Here is a 16,805-nt window from a genome sequence, read left to right as displayed (position 1 = left end):
GACGGACTGGTCGCCGCCGACGGCCGTGGGCGGGCGCGGACCGTCCCCGCCGACGATGCGCTCGCCCGGCTCGTCGCCCTGGAGGACCTCAAGCAGCAGCTCGTCACCGAGATCCGGGACGGCCGGCCCGCCGAGGAGGTCGCGGCCGCCGAGGCGCCGACCGTGGCCGTCCCCCGGCTCCGCGGTGCCCCTGAGCTGCTGCGCGCCGCCGCGCTCCTGGAGTCCGGCCGCCCCGACCTCGGCCTGGCCGTCCTCGACCGGGCCGACGCCGCCGACCGGGCCGGTGCCGGTGCCGGCGTCGCCGGGGAGGGCGTCGCCGGTCGTGACGCCGACGAGGTCCGGCACTACCGCGCGGCCCTGCGCGGCGAGTGCCTGGGTCTGCTCGGGCGGCTGGACGAGGCCGAGCAGCACGAGCGCGTGCTGCTCAGCTCCGCGTACGACGCCTACGACGCGTTCGGCATCCGGGTGCACGCCACCGTCCTGGCGGAGGTGCTCTGCTTCTCCGGCGAGATCGACGCCGCCTGGCGGGTGCTCAGCACCGCCCTGCGCCTCGGACCCGCCGGACCGGTGGAGACCACCTACTACCGGCGCGGGCTCGCCATCGGGACGGTGCTGCAGGTCGGTGCCGGGCACGTCGACCTGGCCCGGGCGCTGCTGCGCGAGCTCGAGAAGACCCCGAAGCTCTACCGGCCGCTGGTCCGCTCGCTGCGCGTCGTCGGCGCGGTCGCGGTCGCCGGGGCCGACGGCGACCCCGCGACCGGTGCCGAGATCGCCTGGCGCGCCGGGTCCTCCTACGCCGAGGCCGGCCTCCGGCAGCCCGCCCTGCTCACCTGGGCGCTCGCCCCGCCGGCGCTCACCCCCGACCGCGCCGCGACCGTCCGCGCCGTCCGGCGGGGCGTCGTGCTGCCGCTGCTCGACCCGTACCTCGACCTCCAGCTCGCCGTCGCCGACCGCGACGAGGCCGCCACCGCCGCCGCGCTGCCCCGCATCCGGCCGCGCGTGACCCGCCCGCTCGCCGCCGCCGCGCGCCGGCTGCTCGGGCTGGACGACGGCGCCGTCCCGGACCTGCCGCCGCCGGCGCGCGCCGAGCCGCTGTCGGAGCGGGAGCGCGAGGTGGCGGCCCTCGGGCGCGACGGCCTCAGCAACCGGGAGATCGCCGAGCGGCTGCACCTGAGCGTCCGCACCGTCGAGAACCACATGAGCCGCGCGCTGCGGAAGCTCGGCTACCGCACCCGGGGAGACCTCAGCGGCTGGACCGTGGGCTGAGCGACCCCGCCCGGGGGCGGCCGCCGGCCAGGTGTGCCGCGCCGTTCCGGTCCGCCGGGGGTGTCAGGGCTGCAGCGCGTCGTACTCCGCCTCGGCCGCCACGTCGTCGTCCACGTCCAGCCGCAGGTGCGCCAGCAGCGTCTGCAGGGTGCGGAGCACGCTCGCCGCCCGCTCGCCCCACGTCGACAGGTAGGAGAACTGCCACCACCACAGCGCCTCCAGCACGTGGCCGCGGTCGTGGTGCCGCAGGCCCTGCACGAGCGCGCCCGCCACCGCCACCAGGTCGCCCGACAGCGTCGACGCGGTGACCTCGCCGCCGAGGACCGGGTCCACCACCTCGGCGTACTCGTCCACCCCGTCGAGCACGTTCGCCAGCGCGGCGCGCAGCGGCTCGACGTCGGGGTCCGGGCCGACGTCCGGCTCGAACCGGTCCGTCGGGACCACGTCCACGATCGCCCCCAGCCGCGCACCGACCGACAGCACGTCCGACACGGCGAGCAGCAGCAGCGGGATCGCGGCGTCCGGGTTGCTGCCCGAGGCGACCTCGGTGACCGTCGTCAGGAACGCCCGGCACTCCCGCGCCGTCGAGTCCGCCACGGCGCGCAGGTCGGCGGCCTCCGGGTCGAGCGCCAGGTCGTCCACCTGGGCCGAGTCGGTCGCCACGCGCAGGTCGTCCTCGGGTGCGGTCACGGGGGCCATGCTGCCCCTCCGCATCGCGACGCGCCCGCCGACGGCCGCGACACGCTCATGCCGTCCGACCCGAGCGGACAAACCGGACAGCGACCCGGGAGGAGACGCCGGAGGTCAGGCGCTGATGCGCCGCCGGCCCTCGAACGCCCGGCCGAGCGTGACCTCGTCGGCGTACTCCAGGTCGCCGCCCACCGGCAGCCCCGAGGCCAGGCGGCTGATCGTCAGGCCCATCGGCACGAGCAGCCGCGCCAGGTACGTCGCGGTCGCCTCGCCCTCGACGTTCGGGTCCGTCGCCAGGATCACCTCGGTCACGGTGCCGTCGGCCAGCCGCGTCATGAGGTCCTTGATCCGCAGGTCGTCCGGCCCGACACCCGCGATCGGGTTGATGGCGCCGCCGAGCACGTGGTACCTCCCGCGGAACTCCCGGGTGCGCTCGATCGCGACGACGTCCTTCGGCTCCTCGACCACGCACAGCACCGCAGGCGACCGGCGCGGGTCGCGGCAGATCCGGCAGAGGTCCTCCTCCGCGACGTTGCCGCACTGCACGCAGAACCGGACCTTGGCCTTGACCTCGGTGAGCGCGTCGACCAGGCGGCGCACGTCCGTCGGGTCCGCCGCGAGGATGTGGAACGCGATCCGCTGCGCGCTCTTGGGACCGACGCCGGGCAGCCGCCCCAGCTCGTCGATCAGGTCCTGGACCGCGCCCTCGTACACAGCCCCAGCCTACGGCCCGCCACCCACAACACCCGTGCCGCCACGACGTCCGGACCCGCGGCTAGAACGGCGGGGGTGCGTCGTGGGGGTCGGTGGTGGCGTCGTGGCTCCGGCCGGTGCCGGGGCGGGTGAGGTACCGGTGGCCAGTGGGGGTGACCCACTCGAACAGTCCGGCGCTGACCTGGCGCAGGCGGTACCCGCCGTCGGTCTTGGGGCGGTGGTGGCGCCGGCACAGGGGTCCGAGGTTGTCGGCGTCGGTGCGGCCCAGGGGCTCGGCGGGGTCGGCGCCGGGGTGGGGGTGGTACGCGGTGGTGTGGTCCAGGTCGGCGCGCCGGGCCGGGACCGTGCACCCGGGCGCCGCGCAGGTCCCGTCGCGGGTGCGGACGTGCTCGGCGAGGGCGGCGGTGGGCGGTAGCGCGTGCGTCCGACGTCCAGCACCTGGCCCGTGACCGGGTCGGTGACAACCCGCCGCCAGACCCCGCCGGCTGCGAGGGCGCGGGCGCGGACGGCGTCGATCGGTCCGTACCCGTCGAGGTCGGCGGGCTGGTCGTCCAGGCCCAGCAGGGTCGAGGCGCTGATCGTGAGGCGTACCTCGGCGCCCGGGCGGCCGGTGCAGCGTCCGCCGCACCCGCGCTGCCCGCTCGCGCGTTCGGTCGGCTCGGCGCGCCCGTCCGGCTCGGCGTGCTCGGCCACTCCCGGGTCGGGCGATGGGGTGGCTGCTGTCAGGGCAGGCTCGATGACCGGGGTGCCGGGTCCGAGGGCGGCCGGCGCCGTGGTCGCGGCGTGCGCGGGTCCGTCGTGCGGTGCGGCGGTGTGCGGAACGGTGGCGGTCGGGGGTGCGTGGCTGCCGGCTGACGCGGACCCGGCGAGGGGGACCAGCGTGGCGGTGGGGACCGGCTCGACCGGGCGCGGATGCACCAGCCGCCCCCGGGTCGTGGTCACGGGCCACGGCGACGACCGGCGCGGTGCGGGCAGCACCGGCGCAGGCGGGTCCAGGTGGACCTCGAACGCCGGCCCGTCACTGCTCGGCACGTCCCCGACCACCAGGTCCCGCAGCCCGTCGGCCCGCAGCTGGTCCAGCGTGCGCTCATCGCCCAGGGCCTTCGCCGCCCGGGCGGTGTGGTCCAGGACCCCGTCGACCCGCGTGGCGTCCTCGGCGGCCATGACCACCCACATCGAGGCCATCCCGTGCGGCTGCGGCCGCGGATGCGTGACCCGCCGCGTGCACCGCGCCCGCCGGCCCCGCCCGGCCGCACCGTCCGGGTCGACCAGCCGGACCTCCTGCTCCACCCGCCGCGCCAACTGCCGCGCCGAGCACTGCGCCGCGTCCGGCAGCACCGCGTCCTCGACCGCGTGCGCCGCCTGATAGGGCAGGTCCGCCAGCCCGGCGGCCAGCACCTCGGCCTTCGCGGCGTCCAGGTGCCCGGACGCCAGCGCCTCACCCGTCGCCACGAGCATCCCGTCCAGCACCAGCGCCCGGTGCACCACCTTGGTCGCCGTGACCCGGGCCCAGCCGAGCCGCATGGACAGCTCGTCCCCGGCGACGCACGGCTGCGTCGGCGGCGCCCCCGCCAGCGGCGACCAGTCCGGGCGCATCTCGGGTCGGGAGGCGAGCTCCGCGACCGCTTCCAGCATCGCGGCGTGCTGATGCGCCTGCATCCGCACCCTTGCGGCGATGACCTGGACCACCACCGCCGAGGGCAGCACCTTCAGGTCCAACCCGCGCAACCACGCGTCCAGGACCGGTCCGGGCGGGCAGGAGGCGATCGCCTCGACCTGCCGCTGCTCACCCGTCCTCGGCGCCCCACCGGCGGCCATCACCGGGTCCGGACCGTAGTCGGTCAGGCACGTCCCGTCGGGCCCGTAGACCGGCAGCACCCCGGCGGCGACCGCGTCGCCATCGGGGTGTTCCTGCAGGTCAACCATGAAAAGACCCTACCGGCGACCACTGACACGCCCCCGCCCGCCGGGGCCCGTCGTAGGCTGCCGTCGTGCGAGCGACCCTCATCCACGGCCCCCACGACGTCCGCCTCGAGCAGGTGCCGGACCCCACCATCCAGCGCCCGACCGACGCCCTCGTGCGTGTTGTGGCGTCGTGCGTGTGCGGCTCGGACCTGTGGCCCTACCGGGGCGTGCGGCCCACCAAGCAGCCGCGCCGGATCGGGCACGAGTTCGTCGGCGTGGTCGAGGAGGTCGGCTCGGACGTCCGGACGCTGCGCCCCGGCCAGTTCGTCGTGGCGCCGTTCACCGTCTCCGACGGCACCTGCGTGCACTGCCGGAACGGCGTGCACACCTCGTGCGTGCACAGCAGCGGCTGGGGCGGCGACGACGCGGAGGGCGTGTTCACCGACGCCGGGCAGGGCGAGTTCGTCCGGGTGCCGCTCGCCGACGGCACCCTGGTCGCGATGCCGGAGGCGCCGGACGACGACCTGCTCCCGCACGTGCTCACGCTGACCGACGTGATGGGCACGGGCCACCACGCGGCCCTGTCGGCGGGCGTCGGCCCGGGCTCGACGGTCGCGGTCGTCGGCGACGGCGCGGTCGGGCTGTGCGCGGTCATCGCGGCGAAGCGGCTGGGCGCCGAGCGCGTCGTCGCGCTGTCCCGGCACGCGTCCCGGCAGGCGCTGGCCCGCGAGTTCGGCGCGACCGACGTCGTGGCCGAGCGCGGCGACGAGGGCGCGGCGGCGGTGCGCGACCTGCTCGGCGGGGTCGGCCCGGACCAGGTGCTGGAGTGCGTCGGCACCAAGGAGTCGATGCAGCAGGCGCTCGACACGGCGCGCCCGGGCGGGCAGGTCGGGTTCGTCGGCGTCCCCGCGGGCGGCCCCGAGCTGCCGGTGCAGCAGATGTTCGGCACGAACGTCGGCGTCCGCGGCGGGATCGCCCCGGTGCGGGCGTACATCGAGGAGCTCGCCGCCGAGGTGTGGTCGGGCGCGATCCAGCCGGGCAAGGTGTTCGACCTGGTGCTGCCGCTGGACGAGGTCGCCGAGGCGTACGCCGCGATGGACGAGCGCCGGGCGATCAAGTCGATGCTGCTGCCCTGAGGCCCGGCGCCCGGTGCCCGGCGCCCGTCGGCCGCGGCCCCGGGCGGCGCGCGGGTGACCCGCCCGGGTAGGTTCGACCGCGTGAGCCAGCCCGACCCGTCGACCACGCCCGACCCGTCGACCCCGCCCGCCGCGTCGTCCGCGCACGCCACCCTGGCCGACGTCGTCGGCGTGCTGGAGCGCCGCTACCCGCCGCGCACCGCCGAGTCGTGGGACCGCGTCGGCCTGGTGACCGGTGACCCGGCCCAGCCGGTCCGCCGGGTGCTGCTCGCGGTCGACCCGGTGGCCGCCGTCGTCGACGAGGCCCTGGAGTGGGAGGCCGACCTGGTCGTCGTGCACCACCCGCTGCTGCTGCGCGGGATCCACTCGGTCGCCGCGACCAGCGCGAAGGGCGCGCTCCTGCACCGGCTGATCCGCGGCGGCGTCGCGCTGTACACGGCGCACACCAACGCGGACGCGGCGGCCGGCGGCGTCGCCGACGAGCTCGCCCGCCTCGTGGGCCTGGCGGACCTCCGCCCGCTGGTCCCGGCCCCGGCCGAGCCGCTCGACAAGCACGTGGTGTTCGTCCCCGCGGGCGACGCCGAGCGCCTGGTCGACGCGCTGGCCGCAGCCGGCGCCGGTGCGATCGGCGAGTACACCCGGTGCGCCTGGACGAGCACGGGGGAGGGCACGTTCACGCCGTCCGACGCCGCCACCCCGGCGGTCGGCCGCGCGGGCGAGGCGGCCCGGGTGGTGGAGGCGCGCGTCGAGATGGTCGCGCCACGCCGGCTGCGCACGGCGGTCGTCGCCGCGATGCGCGCCGCGCACCCGTACGAGGAGCCGGCCTTCGACGTCCTGGAGCTCGCGACCTGGGACGGCCCGACCGGCATCGGGCGGGTCGGCCACCTCGCGGAGCCGCTGAGCCTGCACGCGTTCGCCGAGCGGGTGGCCGCCGCGCTGCCCGCGACGGCCCAGGGCATCCGGTACGCGGGACCGCCGGACGCGACCGTGCGGACGGTGGCGGTCGTCGGCGGGTCGGGCGACTCGCTGTTCGACGACGTCCGGGCGTCCGGCGCCGACGTGTACCTGACCGCGGACCTGCGGCACCACCCCGCGTCCGAGCTGCGCGAGCGGGCGGAGTTCGAGGGCCGCGGGGCCGCCGCCAGCCCCCCGTACCTGGTCGACGCGGCGCACTTCGCCTCGGAGTGGCCGTGGCTCCGCGGCGCGGAGCGCGACCTGCGCGCCGACCTGGCCGCGCGCGGCACTACGGTGGAGACCCGCGTGAGCACCCTGCGCACCGACCCGTGGACCGGCCGCGTCCCGGCGCCCTCCAGCACCACCGCACCGTCGGAAGGACACCACCCGTGACCAAGGCCTCCCCGCAGGACCAGAAGCGGCTGCTCGACCTCCAGGGGCTCGACACGAAGCTCGACCAGCTGGCGCACCGGCGCACCGCGCTGCCGCAGCACCAGCGGATCGCCGAGCTCGACGCGCAGCTGAAGGACCTGGACACCGCGATCGCCGCCTCGCGCACCGCCGTGGGCGACATCCAGCGCGAGGTCCGCAAGGCCGAGTCCGACGTGCAGCAGGTCCGGGACCGCGCCGCGCGCGACCAGTCCCGCCTCGACTCCGGGCAGGGCTCCGCGAAGGACCTGCAGGCGCTGCAGAGCGAGCTCGTGTCGCTGGCCCGCCGGCAGGGCGACCTCGAGGAGGTCGAGCTGGAGGCCATGGAGCGGCTGGAGGCGCACGAGGGCACGCTGGGCGAGCTCACCACCGCGCACGCCGCGCTGCTCAACGACCGCGCGGCCGTCGTGGCCGAGCGGGACGCCGAGCTGGCGGTCATCGAGAAGCAGGCCGCCGAGGTGCGGACCCAGCGCGACGCCCTGGCCGCGCCGCTGGCCGAGCCGCTGATCGCGCTGTACGACCGGTTGCGCGGGCGGCTCGGCGGCGTGGCCGTCGCGGCGCTGCGGCACGGCCGCTCCGAGGGCAGCGGCCTGCCGGTGCCCGCGACCGAGCTCGCGAAGATCAAGGCGACCCCGGAGGACGAGATCGTGTACTGCGAGGACTCGGGCCGGATCCTGGTCCGCGGCGAGGACGCGTTCTGATGGCCGCCGACGGGCCGGGGCCGGAGGGCACCGCGCAGCCGCTGGAGCCCGAGGCGAGGACCCCCGCGCCGCCCCGTCGCGGCCGTCCCTCGGGCGCGGCGGTCCGGTTCGACGACGCGCAGCCGGTGACGGTCATCCTGGTCCGGCACGGTGAGACGGAGATGACCGTCTCCCGGGGCTACTCGGGCTCCTCGGAGCCCGGACCGTCGCTCACCGAGCGCGGGCGTGCCCAGGCCGCCGCCGCGGGCGAGCTGGTCCGCCGCGTCGGCGACGACCTGTGGGGCGACGTCCCGTACCCCACCGAGCTCATCGCCTCGCCGATGGTCCGCACCCGGGAGACCGCGGCGATCATCGGCGCTCGGCTCGGGCTCACCCCGCGCGTCGACGCGGCGTTCCAGGAGGCCGACTTCGGCGCCTGGCAGGGGCTGACCGCCGAGGAGATCGAGCAGCGCTGGCCCGGGCAGCTCGAGCCGTGGCACACCCGCGCGGACCTGCGCCCCGAGGGCGGCGAGTCGATCGCCGACGTGGGGGAGCGGATCGGCGCCGGGCTCGACGGCCTGCTCGCCGCCGGCACCGACCGGACCGTGGTCGTCGTGTCGCACGCGGTGGCGATCCGGGCCGCGCTGGGCCGGACCATGGGCGCGCAGCCGGGGTCGTGGAGCCAGCTGCGGGTCGCCCCGGCGTCGGTGAGCATCGTGCGGCTGTTCGCGGACAAGCGGGACGAGGTCGCCGTGGCGGGCGCGCCGAGCGAGGGCTGGCCCGCGCGCGGCTGACCGCGGCCGTCCGGTCCCGGACCCGCAGGTCTCAGACCGGCGGGTCCGTGCGGCCCCGGCGCGGCCACGGCCGCGCGGCCGGCATCAGCCCCGGGACGCCGCCCAGCGACCAGCGCGCCTGCCGCCCGGGCAGCCCGCGGGCCGCGGACAGCCCGACGAGCACGCCCAGCGCGATCGCGACCATCGTGCCGCCGGTCGTGACCAGGGTCGACACCCCGTTGCTGTCGCCGTCGAGCAGGCTCGTCACCCCGACCAGGCCGAGCGCCCCGGGCACCAGGAGCCAGAACGCCGGCAGGAACGACACCAGCGGCGACGGGCCCGACGGGAACCGCGCGACGGCCAGCGCGACCGGCGTCATCGCCAGCGCGCCGACGAACGCCGACAGCGCCCCGCCGAGCAGCGCGTCGCCGAGCACCTGCGCCCCGTAGGCCACGGCCAGAACCAGGATCACCCAGCCGATCGTCCGCGGCCGCCCGCACCGGTAGACCACCGTGCCGGCGCCGAACACCGCGACGCCGATCCACGGCGCCACCGGCCCGAGCGGGTTCCCGCCCGACGCCAGGTCGACCGCCGGGACCCCGACCAGCGCGGCGGCCGCGACGATGCCGCCCGCGAGCAGCACCAGCTGCATCGCCCCGGCGGCGATCCGGCCGGCGCCGGACAGCATCTGCCCGGTCGCGAGCTCGATCACCCCGGTGGTCAGCAGACCGCCGGGCAGGAACAGCACCAGCGGCGCGACCAACGACGGCAGCACGCCGAGGTCGGGGACCACGCGGGCCGCGAGCAGCACGACCGCCGCCACGACGAACGCCGAGGCCACGGTCACCAGCACCTCGACGCCGCTCGGCATCCGGCCGACGACCAGCTGGACCGCGCCGACCGCGAGGCCGAGCCCGGCGGCCATCAGCAGGTCCACCCACGAGCCGCCGAGCAGCGCCGCCAGGCCGACCGACAGCATCAGGTACCCGCCCAGCCGCGCGAGCATCCCGAACGGCGGCGCGGTCGTGCGCAGCAGCGCGATCCGGGCGGTCGTGCCGGCGACGTCCGCGTCGGGGTCGGAGGCGTCGCGGAGCACGTCGGTGAGCTCGTCGACCTGGTGCAGCATCAGCGGCCGCCGGCCGGTCGACACCGCCGCGGTGGCGACGCCGTCGCCGTCCGGCACGGACACGAGCAGCGCGGTCGGCAGCACGACGGTCTCGGTGCCGGGGACGCCGTGCACGGCGGCGATCTCGTCGAGGGTGTCGGCGACCGAGGACACGGTGTGCCCGGCGTCGACCATCGCCTCGCCGGCGACGACCATGAGCCGCAGCACCTCGGCCGGCGTCGGGGGCGCGGGCAGCTCGGCGGTGTCGCCGTCGGCCGCGCCGGCGGCGGGCAGGGCGGCGGTCGCGGTGCCGGGCGTGCCGTCGGACGCCGCCTCGGCCGCGAGCCGGGCGCGCCGGGCGGAGATCGCGACCACCGCGACGGCCCCGGCGACGACGACGGCGAGCGCGGCGAGCAGCTCGGCCCACGGCGTCGTCGACGTGGTCACCGCCGGCGGGCGGCTGAACCGCTCCGTGCCCCCGGCGCCGGCCTCGGTCGGCGTCGGGGTGGGCGTCGGCGACGCGGTGCCCGTCGGCTCGGGCTCCGGGCTCGGGGTCGGCGTGGGTGTGGGCTGCGGCTCCGACGTCGGCGCCGGGACCGGCACCTGCTGCGTGGGCGTCGGTGTCGGCACCGGGGTCGCGGTCGGCGCGGGCTGCGCCGCGGACGCCGAGGGGGACGGCGCGGGGACCGCGACCTCGCCGGACCCGGCGCCGGCGCCCTCGCCCGTGCTCGCCTCCGGGCCGTCGCCGGTGGTCGTGCCCGGCAGGGCGGACCCGCCGCGCTGCGCGGACGAGCCGCCGTCGGAGGACGTCGCGCCCGCGGGGCCGCCGGCCACCGCCACGACCCCGACCAGCGCCAGGACGAGCACCAGCAGCAGCGCCGCGACCCGCGCGGTGCCCGTGCGTCGCATGCTGCTGCCGTCCCCGTCCCGCCGGTCGCTGTCGTCGGGCGGCCGCCCGGACCCGCACCACGCTAGCCGGAGCGGTCGGCCGTGGCGTGCCGCGGCGGTGGGCGGCGGGTGGGCGCCGGGTGAAGGCCCGGTGCAGGGCGCGCTGCGGGTCCGGACGCCGTGCGGCGCCGCGGGCCGGCCGGCCGGGTCGGGCGGCCGGCCGGTCTCAGGCGACGACGAGCGACAACGTGGCCGCGCGGCCCGCCGGGGCGTCCAGCTCGACGGCGAGCAGCTCGGTGCCCACCAGCTCGCCCGCGGCGCGGGCCAGGTGCTCCGGTGTCGTCAGCGCCGCGCCGCGGCGGGTGACCAGGTGCCGGGTGAGGACGCCGCGGGTGTGCTTCGCGTGGTGCGACACCACGGACCGCGTCCCGTCGACCTCGCGGAGCACCCGCACCTGCACCCACGACCCGTGCGCCGCGCGCGGCGGCTTCCACGCCGCGAGGTAGGTGGCAGACCGGCAGTCGACGACCAGCTCGCCCGCCTCCGCCCGCGGGCCGAGCTCGGCGCGCAGCGGCTCCCGCCACGCGGCGGCGAGCGGGCCGACGCCGGGCAGGTCGACGCCCATCGACAGCCGGTAGGCCGGGATGCGGTCCTCCGGAGCGACCAGGCCCCACAGCCCGGACACCACCCGCACGCTCTCCGCGGCACGGCGGCGCTGGGCCGGGGTCAGCCGGTCCAGGCCCGCCGCGCCGTACAGCACGCCGGTGTAGACCGTCCGCGCCTCGGCGGCGGGCGCGTGCCGCAGGTCGACGTTCCGCGCCACCTCGTCGGCGATGCCCGCGCCGACGCCCAGCAACGCCACCGCGTCCGGGCGGGCGCTCGCCGCCATCAGGGCGTCCAGCACCCGCTCGCGGGTCGGCGTCAGGGCGGGGGAGGACAGGGACGCGAGGTCGAGGGCGGCACCGCGGACCGGCGCGGTCTTGCCCTCGGACGGGGGGAGCAGGATGAGCACGCGCTGTACTGTAGGCGGCCCGGGGCCGTGCGCCGCGGCCGTCGGGGCGTGCGCTGCGCCACGTGGCGGGCTCCGCCCCGGGCTCCCGCGCGGGCGACGTCCGAGGTGCGACCATCGCCGGGTGCTGACGCGGGGGATGGACGGGGCGACGCGGCTCTGGGTGCGCGGGACGGGCCGGCGGGTCGACCTCGCCACGACGCCGTGGCTGCAGGGGCCGGTCGGCGACGTCGACCGGGTCGGCGACGCGTGGCTGCCCGGCGAGGCGGAGCGCCTCGGCGCGGCCGTGGGCGCTGGGGGCGCGGGCACGGCCACGAGCGGCCTGCTCGGCTCCCTGGCCGACCTCGACCGCACCGGGTTCGCCGCCGCCGCGCTCGCCGAGCCCGTGCGCCGGTTCTACGAGCGCACCTCCGGATGGCGGCTGGACGCGTGGGTGGGTTGGGCGCCGTGGGCGTGGCCGTTCGGCTGGGCCGTCGCCGCCCTCTTCGCGCGCCGGCTCGACCAGCTCGCGCTGCCGATGCGGTCGCTCGACCTCGCGCACGGCATGTCGAGCACGGTGACGCCGCTGGTCCGGGACGGCGCGCAGGTCGGCGCGCTCTGGCTCCGCCGGCTGCGGGCGACCGGCCGCGTCGTGTTCAGCGGCCTGTACGGCGTCGTGCCGCTGCCCGGCGCCGGCGAGCCCGCGGTCCGCGTGACGTTCCCGCTGCCGCGCGGGCGCCTGGTCGTGCTGCTCCGGCCCACGGCGACGGCGCGCGGCGGGCTCGTGCTGACCTCGGGCGCCGGAGGCTGGGGCGACCCCGGCGCGTACCTCGTGGTCGACCGGCCGGGCGGCTGCTGGGCGCGGCGCATCCCCGTGCACGAGCGGTTCCACGTGCTCGTCGACGACGAGGGGGTGCTCCGCACCGACCACCACCTGCACCTCGGCGCCCTGCCCGTGCTGCGGCTGCACTACCGGCTGACCGAGCAGGACGACGCGGCGTAGTAGGCTGACCGGCGCGGATGAGCTGGCCAGGCGGCCGCGTCGAGCCCTCGGGCTCGCCGAGGAACGTCCGGGCTCCACAGGGCAGGGTGGTGGGTAACGCCCACCCGGGGTGACCCGCGGGACAGTGCCACAGAAAGCAGACCGCCACCGCACGGCTCTCGGGCCGTGGGGTGGTAAGGGTGAAACGGTGGTGTAAGAGACCACCAGCGTGCCGGGCGACCGGCACGGCTCGGTAAACCCCACCCGGAGCAAGGCCAGACAGGGAGCGTTCGAGGGCTGCTCGTCCGAGCTCCCGGGTAGGCCGCTGGAGGCGTACGGCAACGTGCGTCGTAGATGGATGGTCGCCACCCGCGCGGGGGTAACCGCGCGCGGGGACAGAACCCGGCGTACCGGCCAGCTCATCCGCGCACCCAGCGGCCTCGGCCGCCCTTGGAGCCTGCGCGAGCACACTACGACCATCATCCTGCGGGACACCCGGGAGACGGCATGGTCCACCACGGCAGCGGCACCCCCGGCGCGGCGGTCCCGTCCCGCGCCCGGCGCGGCGTGATCAGCGGCGGCCCCACGACGACCGCCCGGCGCCGGCCGTGACCGACCTCGTCCCGATCGGCGGCGGCCACCGGCTCGCACCCGCGCCGGCCGCGGCGTACCTGCGCGCGCACGCCGCCGGGTGCCCGGGCGGCATCACGTCGTCCTACCGGGACCCCGACGAGCAGCGGCGGCTCCGGGCCCTGTACCTCGCCGGGCAGTACCCGGCCTACGTGGCGCCCGTCGAGAAGTCCGAGCACGTCCTCGGCAACGCGCTCGACCTGCCCGCGGAGGCCCGCGCGTGGATGCGCAAGCACCCCGAGCACGGGTTCGTGTTCACGGACCGGACCGAGGACTGGCACGTCGCCTACCGGATCGTCTGCGACCGGTGCGCCGGCCAGCCCGTACCCATCCCGAAGCACGTCGAGGAGGACGTCACGATGATCGCGCTCGCACGGCTCAAGGACATGTACCACGACGGTCGCGTGTACGTCGGCGACGGTGTCACGCGGACCCACGTCACCTCCGAGCGGGACCTCCGGGACAAGCAGTCGATGATCCGGCTCGGCGTGCTCAAGGCGAAGACGGACCAGGTGCACGTGGTCGACTCGCTCGGCTGGCTCGGCAAGGAGGTCTGAGCCCCGGCCGCGAGGGCCGGTGCCCGTCGCGGAGACTCCGTCGCCGACCGCTCACCCGTCGGGGTGAACGCTCCCGTTCGTGAGGCCGGGCCGGCCCGGTCGCGGCAGAGTGCGAGGACGGGCGGCGGTAGGAGGGGGCCGAGGTGCCGGATCGCGGACGAGGACGGGCGGGGCGCGGATCGCCGTCCCGGAAGGTCGTGGCCGTCGGAGCGGTCGTGCTCCTGGCCGTGGTGGTGGTCGCGCTGGTGGCGGGCGGGTGGCTCTCCTGGGGATGGGTCCTGGCCGTCGCCGTGGCGTTCACCCTGTCCTGGGCCGCCGTCGCCGCGGCGACCCGGGCCGCGCACCCGGACGATCGCGCGCGTGATCACGAGGTCGGTGCGGCGAGCCCGGCGGCAGGGCCGCCGGCCCGGCTCGTCCTGTCGCGCGGGGACGACACGGCAGGGGTGCTGCGGCACATCCGCGTGACGCTCGACGGCGAGCTGGTCGCCCTGCTGGGACCCGTCACGAGCGTCGAGATCGCGGTGCCGCCCGGTCGGCACCGGGTGCGCGCGGCGATGGACTGGACGACGTCGCCGGCGCTGGACCTCGACCTCGCCCCCGGTGAGCGGGTCGAGGTCCGCTCCGGGCTGCCGATGTCGATGCTGTGGCGGATGATCACCGCCCCGGCGGCCACGTTGACGATCGCGCGGGTGGACGCGCCCGCTCAGTACCCGCCGAACACCTGGACCCCGTAGTACAGCCCGCCGTGCTCGACGACCGCGATGCCGATCTGGTTGAACGCCGGGTTCACCAGGTTGGCGCGGTGCGGCGGCGAGCCCTCCCACTGGGTGATCAGCGCCACCGGGTCGGAGGAGTTCATCGCGATGTTCTCGCCGGCCGTGCGCCAGCCCGCGGGGATCTGCCGGAAGAAGTCCGGGTTGTGCTGGAACTGCCCGGTCGTTGCCATGTGCTCGGCCCAGGCGGCCGCGACGGCGTCGATCTGGGCGTTGCGCACGAGGTCGGGCCTGCCCTCGGCGGCGCGCAGGGCGTTCGTCCGGTCGAGGATCGCCTGCTCGGCGGCGTCGACGTCGGTCGCCGCGAGCGGGACGACCGTCGTGATCGTGGTCGTGCTGCCGCCGGTGGCGGGTGCGTCGGCGGCCAGCGCGGGGGCGGTGCTGCCGAGCAGCAGGCCGGCGGTGACGGTGCTGGTGATCCACAGGCGCTGGGTCATGGGGACTCCTCCGGGACTCCTCGTGCGGTGCGTCGACCGGGGGTGCTCCGATCCGCTCGACCGTAAGCACGGGCGGCCGGGGAGTCGCGCCGGTTCGCCCCGGCGGTGCCGGTGTGCGCCGCGTCCGCGCTGGTCGGGTCGGGTGTCGGGCGGATCCGGAAAATCCGTGCACGGTGCCTGGTGCGGCGTGGCCTATGTCCGGTTCGCGGCCTCTGCGGCGTTTTCGCGGAGGCCCGCCGCGGTCTGGAGCAGTGCTCGTACGCTGGAAGGGTCAGGGGAGGAGGCCCGCCATGACGGACGCACGCTTCAGGATGACCCGGCTCGCGGTCGACGAGGCCGCCGACAGCCGCAGCCTCACGGAGCTCGCGGAGCGCCTCACCCACGACCCCAGCGCGCACTACGTCGGTGCGGTCCCGGGCGAGGTCGGCGCGGTCGCGCAGGGCGTCGTGTCCTGGGGCTCCCGCCCCGGCGCGCCGCGCGAGCACCACGCCGCGGTCAGGGTCGAGCGTCTGGCCTGAGCGCCGTCGGCGTACCCGCGGCGGCGCCCCCGAGCCGGACGTGCGGCTACGCGCAGGCGCGCCGTCGCACGTCCGCCGCGGGCACCCAGACGGCGCCGGTCATCACCCGCAGGTCGGCGATCCGCACCCGCACCAGCGTCGCCGTCCACTCCACCGCCACGGTGTCGAGCGGCTCCGCACCGGACTCCCACCGCAGCGTGACCGTGACCGGGATCGGGCGGTCGACGTCGTGGTGCGTGCCGGGCGGGACCGGTCGCGCGTTGAGCAGCGGGACGGCCGCGCGCAGCCGGGACAACCCGCCCGGGACGGTCTGCGCGAGGTTCATCCCGGCAGTTTGCGCCGCCGGCCTCGCCGACGCGCGGGCGGTCGTGGGTGATGTCACCCACGGGCCGGGGGCGGGGTGAGAATGGCCGGCGTGCAGCCCGCCGTGACCGTCCGCCCGATGACCGCCGAGCACGCCGACGGGGTGCTGGCGGTGTTCGCCGAGGGGATCGCGACGGGCCACGCGACGTTCGAGAGCGCGGCGCCGACGTGGGCGGCGTTCGACGCCTCGCACCTGCCCGACCACCGGTTCGTGGCGGTCGACGCGGGCGTTGCCGGGCGCGCCGCCGGGCCGGACGCCGTGCTCGGCTGGGTCGCGGCGTCCCCGGTGTCCCGCCGCGCGGTCTACGCCGGCGTGGTGGAGGCGTCGCTGTACGTGGGCGCGGCGGCCCGAGGGCGGGGCGTCGGGCGCGCGCTGATGGACGCCCTGCTCGCGTCGGCGGAAGCGGGCGGCGTGTGGACGGTGCAGTCGACGGTGTTCCCCGAGAACGCGGGCAGCCTCGCGCTGCACGCGGCGGCGGGCTTCCGGGTGGTGGGCCGGCGCGAGCGGATCGCCCGCATGGCGCACGGTCCGCTGGCCGGCGAGTGGCGCGACGTCGTGCTGCTCGAGCGGCGGCTCTGACCGCCGGTCGCGGACCTCACCTGGGACCGAGGTCCTGGTCAAACGCTCGACGAGGCCCCAGGCTGGGCCCGGGGCTGGGGAGGACGGCCCCGTGCACGACCCAGGGGGCGCGGATGACACGACGACGCCTGCCCCGGATCGCCGCGCTCAGCGGCCCCGAGGCGGCGCTGGCGCAGCACGTCGACGTGCACTCGCCGGTGCCGGCGGGCACGGACGCCCTGACCTGGACGCTGACGCTGCTGGACGGGGCCGGGGTCCCGCTCGCCGAGAGCCGCACCACCTCGCCGGACTTCCCGGTGCCGCTGGCCGACATCGCACAGGTGCACCTCGACGTCGTCGGGCTGGTGCAGGCGGGGGAGTGGGAGCCGGTCATGACGACCGGCGGCGCCGCGCGGTTCCGCGCGGCGGTCCGGGCGACGCCGCCCCCGGAGTAGCGC

General features: G+C 77.3%; 18 protein-coding genes and 1 other RNA gene. 12 read left to right on the top strand and 7 right to left on the bottom strand.

The window, feature by feature from the left end; translation table 11 throughout:
• On the top strand, positions 1–1,266 hold a 1,266-nt coding region (locus G6556_RS19905), incomplete at its 5' end, for a LuxR family transcriptional regulator (protein WP_277344723.1).
• 63 nt (positions 1,267–1,329) lie between these two features.
• On the opposite strand, the gene G6556_RS09085 is transcribed toward G6556_RS19905, so the two are convergent.
• The 3 genes from G6556_RS09085 to G6556_RS09075 form a co-directional block, all read right to left on the bottom strand.
• Positions 1,330–1,899 (bottom strand): DUF5063 domain-containing protein, encoded by a 570-nt coding sequence (locus G6556_RS09085; protein WP_240934130.1) that lies wholly within the window; start codon positions 1,897–1,899, stop codon positions 1,330–1,332.
• A gap of 171 nt (positions 1,900–2,070) precedes the next feature.
• The gene (recR, locus tag G6556_RS09080) at positions 2,071–2,670 is read right to left on the bottom strand and encodes a recombination mediator RecR (RefSeq protein ID WP_147794914.1); all 600 of its coding nucleotides are present in this window, start codon (positions 2,668–2,670) and stop codon (positions 2,071–2,073) included.
• 9 nt (positions 2,671–2,679) lie between these two features.
• Positions 2,680–4,596, bottom strand: coding sequence for a DUF222 domain-containing protein (locus G6556_RS09075; protein ID WP_166940567.1), 1,917 nt, complete (start codon positions 4,594–4,596; stop codon positions 2,680–2,682).
• Between the two features lie 65 nt (positions 4,597–4,661).
• On the opposite strand from G6556_RS09075, the gene G6556_RS09070 reads away from it, so the two are divergent.
• From G6556_RS09070 to G6556_RS09055, 4 genes are all read left to right on the top strand, one after another.
• Positions 4,662–5,711: a zinc-dependent alcohol dehydrogenase family protein gene (locus G6556_RS09070; protein WP_166940565.1), complete on the top strand. Its 1,050-nt coding sequence runs from the start codon at positions 4,662–4,664 to the stop codon at positions 5,709–5,711.
• A gap of 153 nt (positions 5,712–5,864) precedes the next feature.
• The gene (locus G6556_RS09065; protein ID WP_166940573.1) at positions 5,865–7,058 is read left to right on the top strand and encodes a Nif3-like dinuclear metal center hexameric protein; all 1,194 of its coding nucleotides are present in this window, start codon (positions 5,865–5,867) and stop codon (positions 7,056–7,058) included.
• Complete coding sequence (locus tag G6556_RS09060) at positions 7,055–7,795, top strand: hypothetical protein (RefSeq protein ID WP_166940563.1); 741 nt, start codon at positions 7,055–7,057, stop codon at positions 7,793–7,795. Before G6556_RS09065 ends, G6556_RS09060 begins: the two co-directional genes overlap by 4 nt.
• Positions 7,795–8,568: a histidine phosphatase family protein gene (locus G6556_RS09055; protein WP_166940561.1), complete on the top strand. Its 774-nt coding sequence runs from the start codon at positions 7,795–7,797 to the stop codon at positions 8,566–8,568. Before G6556_RS09060 ends, G6556_RS09055 begins: the two co-directional genes overlap by 1 nt.
• A gap of 31 nt (positions 8,569–8,599) precedes the next feature.
• Here the strand turns inward: G6556_RS09055 and G6556_RS09050 are convergent, their stop codons facing one another.
• Both G6556_RS09050 and G6556_RS09045 read right to left on the bottom strand, forming a co-directional pair.
• A complete protein-coding gene (locus G6556_RS09050; protein WP_166940559.1) occupies positions 8,600–10,561 on the bottom strand; it encodes a threonine/serine exporter family protein in 1,962 nt (653 codons plus the stop codon).
• A gap of 205 nt (positions 10,562–10,766) precedes the next feature.
• The gene (locus tag G6556_RS09045; protein ID WP_166940557.1) at positions 10,767–11,552 is read right to left on the bottom strand and encodes a peroxide stress protein YaaA; all 786 of its coding nucleotides are present in this window, start codon (positions 11,550–11,552) and stop codon (positions 10,767–10,769) included.
• Between the two features lie 121 nt (positions 11,553–11,673).
• Between G6556_RS09045 and G6556_RS09040 the strand changes: the two genes are divergently transcribed.
• From G6556_RS09040 to G6556_RS09025, 4 genes are all read left to right on the top strand, one after another.
• Positions 11,674–12,531, top strand: coding sequence for a hypothetical protein (locus G6556_RS09040; RefSeq protein WP_166940556.1), 858 nt, complete (start codon positions 11,674–11,676; stop codon positions 12,529–12,531).
• 18 nt (positions 12,532–12,549) lie between these two features.
• An RNA gene (rnpB, locus tag G6556_RS09035) (RNase P RNA component class A) lies at positions 12,550–12,936 on the top strand.
• Between the two features lie 182 nt (positions 12,937–13,118).
• Positions 13,119–13,697 carry a M15 family metallopeptidase gene (locus tag G6556_RS09030; protein WP_166940554.1) on the top strand — a complete coding sequence of 193 codons (579 nt, stop codon included), beginning with the start codon at positions 13,119–13,121 and terminating at the stop codon, positions 13,695–13,697.
• 197 nt (positions 13,698–13,894) lie between these two features.
• Positions 13,895–14,431, top strand: a complete 537-nt coding sequence (locus tag G6556_RS09025) for a hypothetical protein (RefSeq protein WP_166940552.1) — start codon at positions 13,895–13,897, stop codon at positions 14,429–14,431.
• Here the strand turns inward: G6556_RS09025 and G6556_RS09020 are convergent.
• On the bottom strand, positions 14,401–14,907 hold the full coding sequence (locus G6556_RS09020; protein ID WP_166940550.1) for a CAP domain-containing protein: 507 nt from the start codon (positions 14,905–14,907) through the stop codon (positions 14,401–14,403). The genes G6556_RS09025 and G6556_RS09020 overlap by 31 nt on opposite strands.
• 290 nt (positions 14,908–15,197) lie before the next feature.
• On the opposite strand from G6556_RS09020, the gene G6556_RS09015 reads away from it, so the two are divergent.
• Positions 15,198–15,425 (top strand): hypothetical protein, encoded by a 228-nt coding sequence (locus tag G6556_RS09015; protein ID WP_166940548.1) that lies wholly within the window; start codon positions 15,198–15,200, stop codon positions 15,423–15,425.
• A gap of 46 nt (positions 15,426–15,471) precedes the next feature.
• Here G6556_RS09015 and G6556_RS09010 read toward each other — a convergent pair whose 3' ends face one another.
• Complete coding sequence (locus G6556_RS09010; RefSeq protein ID WP_166940546.1) at positions 15,472–15,750, bottom strand: hypothetical protein; 279 nt, start codon at positions 15,748–15,750, stop codon at positions 15,472–15,474.
• Between the two features lie 81 nt (positions 15,751–15,831).
• On the opposite strand from G6556_RS09010, the gene G6556_RS09005 reads away from it, so the two are divergent.
• Positions 15,832–16,368 carry a GNAT family N-acetyltransferase gene (locus G6556_RS09005; RefSeq protein WP_205693237.1) on the top strand — a complete coding sequence of 179 codons (537 nt, stop codon included), beginning with the start codon at positions 15,832–15,834 and terminating at the stop codon, positions 16,366–16,368.
• A gap of 113 nt (positions 16,369–16,481) precedes the next feature.
• Entirely contained in the window at positions 16,482–16,802 is a 321-nt protein-coding gene (locus G6556_RS09000; protein WP_166940544.1) for a hypothetical protein, read from the top strand.
• Positions 16,803–16,805 lie beyond the last annotated feature (3 nt).

Source organism: Cellulomonas sp. IC4_254 (assembly GCF_011603975.1).
Classification (GTDB): domain Bacteria; phylum Actinomycetota; class Actinomycetes; order Actinomycetales; family Cellulomonadaceae; genus Cellulomonas.
Note: the sequence above shows the minus strand (reverse complement) of the source record. Positions and strands in the feature narration are given on the sequence as shown.